Annotated in this window: 6 protein-coding genes; 1 reads left to right on the top strand and 5 read right to left on the bottom strand. The window is 44.7% G+C overall.

Annotated features, from left to right (window positions below; all coding sequences use genetic code 11):
* Positions 1-4 precede the first annotated feature (4 nt).
* The 3 genes from AC2VDX_RS19575 to AC2VDX_RS19565 all read right to left on the bottom strand — a co-directional run bounded on the left by AC2VDX_RS19575 (position 5) and on the right by AC2VDX_RS19565 (position 6,291).
* On the bottom strand, positions 5-424 hold the full coding sequence (locus AC2VDX_RS19575; RefSeq protein WP_378184746.1) for an EndoU domain-containing protein: 420 nt from the start codon (positions 422-424) through the stop codon (positions 5-7).
* Between the two features lie 115 nt (positions 425-539).
* Positions 540-5,501 (bottom strand): condensation domain-containing protein, encoded by a 4,962-nt coding sequence (locus AC2VDX_RS19570; protein ID WP_378184748.1) that lies wholly within the window; start codon positions 5,499-5,501, stop codon positions 540-542.
* A 157-nt stretch (positions 5,502-5,658) separates the two neighbouring features.
* Positions 5,659-6,291, bottom strand: coding sequence for a restriction endonuclease subunit R (locus AC2VDX_RS19565; protein ID WP_378184750.1), 633 nt, complete (start codon positions 6,289-6,291; stop codon positions 5,659-5,661).
* A gap of 157 nt (positions 6,292-6,448) precedes the next feature.
* On the opposite strand from AC2VDX_RS19565, the gene AC2VDX_RS19560 reads away from it, so the two are divergent.
* On the top strand, positions 6,449-7,558 hold the full coding sequence (locus AC2VDX_RS19560; RefSeq protein WP_378184752.1) for an alpha/beta fold hydrolase: 1,110 nt from the start codon (positions 6,449-6,451) through the stop codon (positions 7,556-7,558).
* 43 nt (positions 7,559-7,601) lie between these two features.
* On the opposite strand, the gene AC2VDX_RS19555 is transcribed toward AC2VDX_RS19560, so the two are convergent.
* Positions 7,602-11,132, bottom strand: a complete 3,531-nt coding sequence (locus AC2VDX_RS19555; protein WP_378184754.1) for a non-ribosomal peptide synthetase — start codon at positions 11,130-11,132, stop codon at positions 7,602-7,604.
* Positions 11,133-11,283: 151 nt separating this feature from the next.
* Complete coding sequence (locus AC2VDX_RS19550; protein ID WP_378184756.1) at positions 11,284-12,009, bottom strand: cyclase family protein; 726 nt, start codon at positions 12,007-12,009, stop codon at positions 11,284-11,286.
* Between the last annotated feature and the right edge of the window lie 365 nt (positions 12,010-12,374).

Below are 12,374 nucleotides of genomic sequence, written 5' to 3'. Positions count from 1 at the left end.
CACCTCAAAAATTTGTGGTCGGAGTGCCGCCAGTGGGGTAAGAAGATGTCACCTTGCCCGATGAATCCTTCATTACTTCCCACTCTACGCCATCAACAATCTGCCGATGCAAGGTTGAACTATCACCCCGCAAACTTGTTGCAAGAGGAGTACAAGCTACTTGGTTGGTTACATTGATAATCTTGTCATCACTCCAACTGTCCGGAGCTAAAGTGGATTTCTTAAATTTGGAGATGCTGCCATCTGGAAACTGTTTGACTAACTTCACAGTTGTCGTGCTATCGGCATTATTGCTAATAACTTCGACATCGAAATCGGGACGTATCTTAATTCTAGGTGAGTGTGCGCCTATCAATTTGTTAGAAAGAACAACCGGCGAGTTGGGGTTGGGAACTCGCTCCCTGTAGAGAATTTTCTCTCGCATTTAACAAACTGAAGATTGTTTGCCCTCGGTGAGACGCGCTAATAATTCACTATGCAAATTTGCTTGCCTTGCGGTGACAACATCAACCACAATTCAACCAATTCCCTTGTTTAATTCAACTTTCTTTGCTTTCTCGGTTCAGAGAAGATAGCTTCATGCGACGATTTTCACGAGAAATTGGCACTAAGGCTGGGGCTTTGCTTTGAGTATTGGTCTGCTTAAAGATAGCGATCGCTTTCGATAATTCTGCAATTGTCGGTGCCTCAAATACGCTACGCAAAGGTAACTCCGCCCCGAAGGCATCGCGCACTCTAGAAACCAGCTGAGTCGCTAGTAATGAATGTCCTCCTAATTCAAAGAAATTGTCGTGAATACCTACCCGTTTAACTCCCAAAACCTCTGCAAAAATTTTCACTAACACTTCCTCAACCGGAGTTTGAGGTGCAACATAACTTCCTGCCAATTCTAGTTTGACTGGTTCAGGTGCAGGTAAGGCACGGCGATCGACTTTGCCATTAGGCGTAAGCGGTAGAGATTCTAGCACCACAAAAGCTGAAGGCACCATGTACTCAGGCAACTTTTGGGTTAGATAAATCTGCAATTGAGGGATTAACTTACGAGCTGCTTTAGCTTGCAGGGGATTATTCGCATAAGAACGCCAAGGACACACGGCAATGCTGGCGGGGGAAATAGTTTTTTTGCCTGTTAGTTGCGAGACAAACACTACATTGTAGCGTCCATCAGTGCCGGAATGTGACCAGCTAATATCCACGTTGTAAGGGACATCTAGAGTATAAAAATCTTCTGGATCTACTCCTGAATTTTGGAGTGTTTGCAAAGCTTCACGCATCTGTCCAGCAGTTTTAAATTCTGCTGCGCCTGACAGCCATTCTGCTGTTTTAACTGCTGCCATTACCCGCGCATTAGGCACATTGGTAATGCTTAAAATTTCTGGTTGATTATTAACTAATAACTGACGTACAGCGGACACGGTTAAGTTATTTTCGTGCCAGTCTAGCAACTCTATGGAACCCCTCCCCAGCCCTCCCCGCAACGGGGAGGGAGCCGGATTCTTCTTACTTCCCCCCGTTTCGGTGGGATTGAGGGGGGTTCTTCCAGAATTTATTTCAGCCCCAATATGGAGAATCGCATTATAACGAAACTGCGTTAATTCATTGTGAGAACAACCTCGTATCAGTTGAATTTGTACGTCGCTAATCTGGGGAAATTGCTGTTTTAATACAGTGAAGAAAGCTGGATCGATTACCAACTCAGTTTCTTGGAACATTTGCATTTGTACCCGTTGCTGCAACTGTTCGCGGGTGAGAGAAGGTTCGGCTTGAGCCAGTTGCACTGAGGCGTGGAAAGCTTGCAGTAGCGGGAGACTACGCACATCGCCGATGAAGATGAAGCCACTGGGAGCGATCGCATTGATTGCCCCTTCCAGTACGCGCACCAGATAATCAATACTGGGAAAATATTGCACAACCGAGTTCAGAATCACCGCATCAAAAGCTTCTGACTCTACTCCCTCAAAGTCAGTCGCCATCTTTTGAAGCAATGTTACTTGAGGTAACTCTTGTGTCAATTGCTGCTGGATGTAGTTAAGTGAAGCCGAGGAAAAGTCTGTCCCACAATATTTAGTACAGTGAGGCGCAATTTTAAACAGCAATAAACCTGTTCCACACCCAATTTCTAACACTCGGCTGGGTTGCAAATCCAGAATTTGCGCCACTTGGTTATCTACCCATTCACGCATCTGTTCTACTGGAATCAATTGATTAGTATAACTGCTATTCCAACCCACAATATTGAATGTTGGATCTATATCAGCAGCAGATTGATTGTAAGTTTCGTTGTAAAGTATTTGCCATTGCAAAATCTGCTCATCTTGCATCATTGCTGAGTTAGAATCTCCACTCAATTGAAACTCAGTATTCAAAGCCACATAAGCCACCAAACGGTTCTCGCCTGCTGCATCCTCACGAGTCATTACTACCGTTTGCAGCACTGCTGGATGCTGACTCAATACCGCTTCAATTTCTCCCAACTCAATGCGGTAGCCGCGAATCTTCACCTGATCGTCGAGGCGACCTAAAAATTCGATATTGCCATCTGGTTGATAACGAACTAAATCGCCTGTTTTATAAAGACGTGCTTTTGGTTGATTGCTAAAAGGATTAGAAATGAATCGTTCAGCAGTTAAATCGGGACGGTTTAGATAACCTCGCGCCAGTCCATCACCGCCAATGTACAATTCACCAGTAACACCAATCGGTACAGGTTGTAAATGACTATCCAGCACATAAACTTGAATGTTAGCAATGGGACGACCAATTGCAGGCGCGATCGCATTTCCTGATTGTGTTATTACATCTGCGCTCCCTTCTTGCCCCCCTTTAAAAGGGGGGTTGGGGGGATCTTCTTGCCCCCCTTTTAAAGGGGGGTTGGGGGGATCTTCTTGCTCTCTAACAGCAACTATCCCGGAAGTTGTAACAACAGTATTCTCAGTTGGCCCATAATTATTCACTACCTGGAAAGGATACTCAGCCAAAGGATACTGATGTAATTTGTCGCCCCCTGTTAATAAAATTCGCAAACAGGTATCTCCAGACCAATCTAACAACAAAACTTTCTCAGCTAAAGGCGTCGGCAAAAAGCTAATTGTTATCGATTTTGACACTAAAAAATCTCTCAGTTTTTCAGGCGATCGCCTGATTTCATCATCTGGAAAATAGACGCTAGCTCCTGCACTCAAATAAGGCAAAATTTCCCACCCGCAAGCATCAAAAGCAACTCCGGCAACCTGCGTTACTCGGTCAAGCGGTGAAACTGCAAACGCTTGTTGATGCCAAAATACTAGATTTAATAGTCCACCATGTTCAATTTGAACTCCTTTAGGCTTTCCGGTGGTGCCAGAAGTGTAGATGACATAAGCAAGGTTTTCTGCAGTAACGTTGCTGCTAGGATTATCTTCGCTTTCTTGAGCAATCGTTTGCCAATCTTGGTCTAGACAAACAACAATTGGATTATGGATTTGGCAATCTGCCTGTATTTCCACATCTTGCACCGCACTCTCACTCGCCAGAAAATTAATTCCCTGGCGGGTGAGTAACACGGACACCTGAGCATCTTCTAGCATCAAGTTCAAGCGTTCAGGGGGATAAATAGGGTCTAAAGATACATAAGCTCCACCCGCTTTGAGAATGCTTAACATCCCGATTACCAGATCGAGGCTTCTCTCCACACAAAGTCCCACTAAAACTTCCGCACCAACACCCAGTTTCTGTAGGTAATGTGCAACTTTGTTGCTCCGTATATTTAACTCTCGATAGGTTAGAGATGCGATAACCCTTGTCTCTACGTCTTCAAAAACTACCGCTATAGCATCAGGATTCTGCTCTACCTGAGCCTCAAATAGCTGATGAATGCACAAGTTTTTGGGATAATCTACCTGGGTATTGTTCCATTCAACCAACAACTGATGTAGCTCAGATTGACTGAGTAGCGATAAGTTGGCGACTCGTTGCTCTGGATTCGCAACAATTTCTTCTAGCAGCGTTTTAAAATGCCCTAACATCCGATTGATAGTGGCTTTATCAAATAAATCGGTGCTATAAATTACAAAGCCGCTAATTCCTTCTGAGCTATCTACCCATAATCCATTATTTTGCCCTTTTTCCCATAAGTGAAACTCTAAATCAAAGCGGGTTGTCTGACTATAAAATTCCATCGGGCTAAGCGTTAATCCAGGTAGTTCTAGCGCTGACATTGGCGCATTTTGTAGCGCAAATACCACTTGGAACAGGGGATTTTGGTTCAAGCTGCGTTCTGGATGCAGTTCCTCTACTAGCTTCTCAAAAGGCAAATCTTGGTGAGCATAAGCTCCCAAGGCAACTTCTTTCACTCGACTCAATAATGAGCGAAAAGTTGGGTTTCCTGATAAGTCGGTACGCAGCACTAAACTATTGACAAAAAAGCCAATTAAACCTTCAATTTCGCTGCGATTGCGGTTGGCAATCGGCGAACCCACAGCAATATCTTCTTGCTGTGTGTAGCGGTATAATAAAATCTGGAATACTGCCAGCAGGGTCATGAATAAAGTTACTCCTTCCTGCTGGGAAAGAGCCTCTAGCGCTTCACTTAAACTTTTCGGTAGTTGCAAAATTTGCGTTGCACCCCGGTAAGTTTGAACGGCTAGTCGCGGTCTATCGGTGGGCAAATTCAGCATAGAAATGCCAGCTAATTGTTGCCGCCAGTAACCAAGTTGCGTTTCTAAAACTTCCCCTTGCAACCACTCGCGTTGCCAGTGTGCAAAGTCTGCATATTGGATGGGTAATTCTGGCAGGGGGAAAGAGACGGGATTAATCCCATCTCTACAAGAAGCAAAGGTTGTGTAGAGTGCTGCTAACTCCTTAATTAGTACCCCGATAGACCAACCATCGGAGACAATGTGGTGCATATTCAGCAGCATTATATGTTCTGTCTCATCCAACCGCAGCAGCGTTACTCGCAGCAATGGGTCAGTTGATAAATTAAAAGGGCGTTGAGCCTCCTGGGTTGTTAGCTGTTGTGCTTGGGTTTCTCGTTCGGCTGCTGGCAGTTCTCGTAAATCTATTACTGGTAAAGATATTTTTAAGTTGGGATTAATTGCCTGAATGGGTTGCCCTTCCACTGTGACAAAAGTGGTACGCAAAGCTTCGTGACGGCGCACAATTTCGTTAAAAGTTTCCTCCAGCGCCGAAGCGTTGAGCGAACCTGTTAGACGCACTGCTGCCGGGACATTATAGAAGGAATTGTTAGGAAATAATTGGTCAAGAAACCACAGCCGCTGTTGAGCAAAGGAGAGGAGGAGATTTCTATTGTGCGAGATAGGTACCAGGGATGTAGAAGCGTGGCTGGTAGTAGAATTAGCTGCCCTTAAAAATGAAATAATTTCTGCTTTGCGTTCTTGTATTTCTGCACGCAGTTCGGATGTTAGGGTTCCTTCTGGGGCGTTACAGTGAAGGCGTTCTCCATCGACAAAAACCTGAATATCTAAGCTACGGAGGTAAGATAAAAACTCAACTGTCTTCAAAATCACACCTCTTTTCGGCTATTTATCAAGCAATACCGTGCAGTTAAGAATAATTGTAGGTTGGGTTGAGCTTAGATTAACTCAAAAAATGCTTAGAGACGTTGGGTTTCGTTACCTTAACCCAAACTACAATTACTATTTATCAAGGCGATAGTTATTAGTTGTTAGTTGCCAATTGACCTAAGCGTTTTAACACTCTCAAAACGTCATCTAATTTATTTTCAGGATTGAAAATGTCGAACAGCTTAGACAATGCGTATTGATGGTTATGGAGTTTTGCTAATTTGAAGAATCTAAAAGTTGCGCCATTCGTTAGCAGTCCAAAAGTAGGTTTATCTGGATTAGAATTTGCCAGCATATAAGCTAGTAACTGCGCTCTCCCTGATTCTAGAGAGAAAGCCGCCTGCTTAGACTCGATGACCATTATCCAAAGCTTTTGAAACAAAACCAAGACATCCATTTGTCCTTTGTAGATGACTCCTTCATCTTCAGCAGAAATTTCCACAGAAGATTCTGATTTGATATGAAAGGGAGGTAGATAAAATCCGGCTAAATCTAACAGTGGAGATAGCACCACCATTTTGACAGTATTTTCCAGCATGGGAGGGTACTCAAGTAAGTTGGAATAACTCTCCTTAACTCGGTCGAGTCTCTGTTTTTCTAAATCTGTGATTTCTGACAAGTTATCTTGCCATTCTTGAAAAAATTGGTCATCCTCAACTAGCTGGAGTCCAAATTTTTTTCTTAAGTCATGCAGGGTAACGTTTTTAGCTTGAATTGTTTGAACCATAATGTGCAAACTGATAACGGAAATCAATAACTGGATGGATAAAGAGATTACCTAACCTGCTAGAGGAGTGTACTTGCTATTGAGCCGACTGTAGTCTAACCTCGGTATGACGTTGGAAAACAACGCAGTCAACATCCTACCGCGAAGGTTTCTGCTCATGATGTTCATGCCCCTCAATTTCCTACTCGTATGGCTGGTTGGATTGCTGTCCATCGGGATACTTGGCGGAGGGATTTACATTCTTTATGAGTGGTATGAAGGGGAACTGGTGGGGATGTCCTACTTGATAGGCGGACTGGCGATGGTTTTGTGGTCTTGTGGCGGTCGTTTTATCAGCTTGCCGCTGCTGCGTCGCCAAGGTGCTGACGAACCTAAGTTGATGCGTACCGGAACTGTACAGCGCGTGCCACGACCGGATGGTAGCGTCCTGCAAGTAGAGTTCTATGGGCCTGAGGATGGTCAACCGATTATCTTGTCACACGGTTGGGGACCGAACAGTGCGGTATGGTACTATGCCAAGCGACAACTGAGCGATCGCTTCCGAGTGATTGTTTGGGACTTGCCAGGGCTAGGAAAATCCTCTAGACCCAAAAACAATGACTACTCGGTGGAAAAATATGCCCGTGACCTGGAAGCGGTTGTTGCCATAGCGGGAGACAAGCCTGTTATCCTGCTCGGACATAGCATGGGCGGTATGATTAACCTAACATTTTGTCGGCTATTTCCAGAACATCTGGGGCGTCGGGTGGCAGGCTTAATCCTCGTAGATACAACCTACACAAATCCACTGAAAACTTCTATCTTGAGCGGTGTGTTACGCAAATTGCAGAAACCGCTGCTCGAACCACTACTGTACCTCACCATTTTACTGTCACCCATCTTTTGGCTGATGACTTGGCTAAGCTATCTCAATGGTTCGCTGTACATCAGCGTAGAAATTTCTGGATTTAAGGGGACTGAAACACGCGGTCAGCTGGATTTCGCCGCTTTCTTATCGACTTTAGGTTCGCCTGGTGTTCTTGCTCGCGGTACATTGGCAATGTTCAATTTCGAGGAAACAAGGACACTCTCAACGATTAACGTTCCGGTGTTGGTCGTTTGCGGTGCAACAGATATAGCGACTAAACCTGTTGCAAGCGATCGCATGAAAGCCGAATTGCCTCAAGCTGAACTCGTCACGATTAAGCCGGGTGGACACATGGCATTGATGGAAAAGAATCAAGTGTTTTCCGAAGTTGTCAGTGCGTTTTGTGCTAAATGCGGGTAACGCTCAGAACCTTGAGTATTTGCAAATGAGATTGTAGAATCACTTAAAATTCCATTTCTTCTCGCTCATTTCCCGTAGAACTTGTGGTATCCAAACCTTCCGCTACCCAACACATTGTTTCAATGTATCTAGCCAAACTAGCTACAGTTGGAGATTCAAACAAGTTGCGTACAGATAACTCTATTTGAAATGCGTCGCGGATGCGGGAAGTTAGCTGAGTTGCTAGTAGAGAATGACCGCCCAATTCAAAGAAATTGTCGCGGACACCTACCTGCTGTTTTCCCAAAACTTTAGCCCAAATTTCGACTAGCGCTTCCTCAACGCGATCGCGCGGTGCGACATAATTTTCTTTAATATCAAAACTGAGCGTATCTACCGCAGGTAAGCCACGGCGATCCACTTTTCCATTCGGTGTCAGCGGTAGAGATTCCAGCATCACATAAGCTGAAGGCACCATGTATTCTGGTAACTTTTCTTTCAGGAATTGTCGCAGATTTATGCTTGTCGGTGTCTGTTTCTGGTTGGGAACAATATAAGCGACCAAGTGCTTATCCCCAGGTATGTCTTCGCTAACAATTACCACTGTCTCCCCCACTGCTGGATGCTGATTGACTGCTGCTTCAATTTCGCCCAATTCGATGCGGAAGCCGCGAATTTTTACCTGATTATCAATGCGACCTAAAAACTCAATATTGCCGTCTGGTAGATAGCGGGCTAAGTCACCCGTCTTATAAAGTCGTGCTTCTGGTTTATTACTATAGCGGTTCTCAATTGGATCGAACACAGAACCTAACCCCCCAACCCCCTTCCCTTGTAGGGAAGGGGGAGCAAGACTCCCCTCCCCACCGCTTCGCGGAAGCAAGCTACGTAGGGGAGGGGTTGGGGGAGAGGTCAGCCCGTACTGCATCGAACTGCAAACCGCTACAAAAGGATTAGAAATAAAGCGTTCAGCAGTTAATTCAGGGCGATTGAGATATTCTCGCGCCAGTCCATCACCGCCGATGTACAACTCGCCGACTACGCCAATTGGTACAGGTTGTAAATGAGCATCCAGCAGATAAATCTGCGTATTCGTAATCGGGCGACCAATGGGGATAGATGTTGCTGATTCTGCTAATTTCTCCACGCAGTAATAAGAAGAAAATGTTGTACTCTCTGTTAGCCCATAAACATGAATTAATTGCTTTGGCGCTCCTTGTTTAAGAACCTTTCTGACCCACCTAATATCAACAGCCTCGCCTCCAAATAGCAAATAGCGCAAGTCAGCGAAAGCTTGCGGAACATCTCTGGCAATCTGTTGAAATAAGGCGGTGGTCAAAAATAAAACGCTGATGTCTTTTTGTTGGAGCTGTAATGCAAACTCGTGGGGCGAAAGGGTGACATCTCTGCTAATTCCAACAAGTTGAGCGCCGTTAAGCAAAGCTCCCCAAATCTCGAAGGTTGCTGCGTCGAAGGAAGTGTTTGAGGCTTGGGCAACTTTATCATCAGATGACAATTTTACATAATTTGTGTTGCACACCAGCCGATTTACAGCTTTGTGAGTAACAGCAACTCCCTTGGGCTTTCCTGTAGATCCAGAAGTGTAGATTACATAAGCTAAGTTATCGCTTGTTACGCCGCTTTTCGGGTTTTCTTCACTTTCTTGGGCAATGATTTCCCAATCCTTATCGAGGTAAACAACTGGGTTCGAGAAGTCCCCAAAATGCTCAACAAATTTTTCTGTCAGCAACAGTACGGGCGAAGCATTCATGCCAGTAATTTCTGGATTGGAGCCAAGGTTTTTCTTTACGAATGCTTCGTCCCTACAAGCATCATCAAGCATGAACTTCAAACGCTCTTGAGGATAACTAGGATCTAAAGGCACATAAGCCCCTCCTGCTTTCAGAATGCCTAGTAATCCCACAATTATGTCTACAGAACGCTCCATGCAGATGCCGACTAAAACTTCCGAACCTACCCCGAATTTTTGTAAATAATGTGCTAATTGGTTGCTGCGTATGTTCAACTCTCGGTAGGTTAGAGACTCGATAACCCTTGTCTCTACATTTTCAAAGATTACTGCTATGGAATCAGGATTCTGCTCTACCTGATTTTCAAACAACTGATGGATACACTTATTTTGAGGATAATTTGTCTGGGTGTCGTTCCATTGAATTAATAATTGCTGTACTTCAGCTTCACCCAATAGCGGTAAATTTGCGATTCGTTCTTCTAAATTATTAACAATACCTTCAAGCAATGTTTTAAAATGTCCCAGCATTCGGGTAATTGTGGCTTCATCGAATAAATCCGTGTTGTACACCACTACGCCTCTAATTCCCTCAGAATTCTCCCATTTACCGCCCCATAAACTCCGGAAATCTTCGGAACAGTTCCACAGATGCAACTCCAAATCGAATCGCGTTGTTTTAAAGTCAATATCCATAAAGCTAGGCACTAATCCAGGTAGTTCTAGCGCCGACATTGGCGCATTCTCAAAGCCAAATACTACTTGGAATAACGGATGAATATTTAAGTTACGCTCTGGATGTAGTTCCTCAACAAGCTTCTCAAAAGGCAAATCTTGATGGCTGTATGCGCCTAGTGTTACCTGCCGGACTCTGCCTAAGAGTTCCCGAAAAGTTGGGTTTCCAGATAAGTCGGCGCGTAATACCAAGCTGTTGACAAAAAAGCCAATTAAGCCTTCAATTTCGCTGCGATTACGGTTAGCAATTGGCGAACCTACCGCAATATCTTCTTGATGCGTGTAGCGATAGAGTAAGGTCTGAAATGCTGCCAGCAAAGTCATAAATAGGGTGACACCTTCTTGCTGCGAAAGCGTCTGTAGCGCATCACTTAGCTTTTTCGGTAACTCTAAAGATTGCGTTGCTCCTCGATAGCTTGCAACAGCTGGTTTCGGTCGGTCAACGGGCAAATTTAGCACGGAAATACCGTTTAATTGTTGCCGCCAGTAAGTTAACTGGGTTTCCAGCACTTCCCCTTGCAGCCACTCGCGCTGCCAATGGGCAAAGTCGGCGTATTGCAGGGGCAATTCCGGCAGAGGAGAAAGCTGCTTCTGAGTAAAAGCTGTGTATAGTGTTCCCAGTTCCCGAATCAGCACCCCAATCGACCAATCGTCGCAGATAATGTGGTGCATATTCAGCAATAGAATATGTTCTGTCTCGGAAAGCTGTAGCAGCATCACTCGCAGCAATGGGATAGAGGACAAATCAAAAGGACGCTCGATTTCTGCTGCTACCAATTGCTGTGCTTGGAGTGCGCGATCGCCTACTGGGAATTGCCGCAGGTCGAGTACGGACAGAGGTATGGTTAAGCTGGAAGCGTTAGCGCCGCTTTCCGCAGGAATCGCTTGTACGGGTAGTCCCTCTAGCACCTTAAATGTAGTCCGTAAGGCTTCGTGGCGACGCACAATTTCGTTAAACGTCTGCTCTAATGCCGAAGTGTTGAGCGAACCTGTTAAGCGAATGACTGTCGGCACATTATAGATGGCATTGCCAGGGATCAACTGGTCAAGAAACCACAGCCGCTGTTGAGCAAACGATGCAGGAAAGACAAAAACCTCTTGTTCAGACATATCGATCCTTTCTTGTGCAGCTATCGGGGAGTTGTCGGCAAGATCCGGTGTCATCTATCTTTGCTTTCACCACAAGGGATAATAGCCTGTCAAGGTTGATTTAATAGGAAGGCGCGATCGCCTAAAGTCAATGCGATTTTTGGTGCAGGCATCAAGGCACAAAAGCTAACACGGATACAGGTGTCCCAGAACCACCCCGTAGACGTAAAATCCCAATGACTAATGTAGTTCCACTGGGCGATAACCGATCGAGATTTGTCAAATTTTCCAATACAATTCCAGCCTTTTCTAGTACCAGCCGATTGGTGCTAAAGGTTTCATCTTGTCCGGCATCGACGCCATGAGTATCAATTCCCACGCCAGCGATCGCGCGTTGTTCGATTAAGAATCGGCTAGTTTCAGCACCAAACCCCGGAAAGTGAAATTTGCCTTGTTCGTCCTGATTAAAAAAGGCTCTTCGATCGCCCCACTTTTCTTGCCAACCCGTATATAGAAGTACAACACTGTTAGCGGAGATAGGATGGTGTTGCTGTTCCCAGTTGAGGACATCGACTGTTGTTAAAGCATAGTCAAAATTAGCAGTAGTTTTGTCGCAAATATCGATAACAATCGCTGGTACAACGAGCGACTGAGCTGGATAACTCTCAATCCCAACTCCATCTTCATAAAAGCTATTCGGTGCGTTAATATGAGTCCCGCTATGTTCTCCCATCGAGAATCTTCGTAGATAGTAACCATCTTTTTCTAACTCGGCGACTGTCTCAAATTCAACGAGTGGATCGTTTTGCCAAATAGGCATATTTGGATCGATGATATGGCTCAGGTCTACAATTTGGGTGTAGGTAATCGTTTTAGGATTATTTGAGTTAGGGTTCATGGCATCTGTTTGCTAAAAATATGCGACGCCTCAAGTAGGATGTGTAGGCTCTCTTTGAGGTCACGAAACCCAGCACTGGTGATATTTGTTGGGTTTCCCTTACGCTCAACCATTCCCTACGATTTTTATTCATGTTTCAGGAGTTTTTGATAGTCTTTCAGCATGGCATCTGTTTACTAAAAATATCTGACGCCTCAAGTAGTGTCTATACAAACAAACCTGCCTATTTAGCTTTCACCTAATTTTACTTTGAGCTACCTTTAGCTATCCCAGCAACTCTTGATAATAGTTTTCTGGGTCATCGGCAAGAGAAACGGTCGTTCGCATCGCCCTATCTTGGATTTTCAAGACTTTGGTTATCTAAA

This window comes from Coleofasciculus sp. H7-1, assembly GCF_057473865.1.
This window is presented reverse-complemented; position numbering and strand designations above follow the sequence as displayed.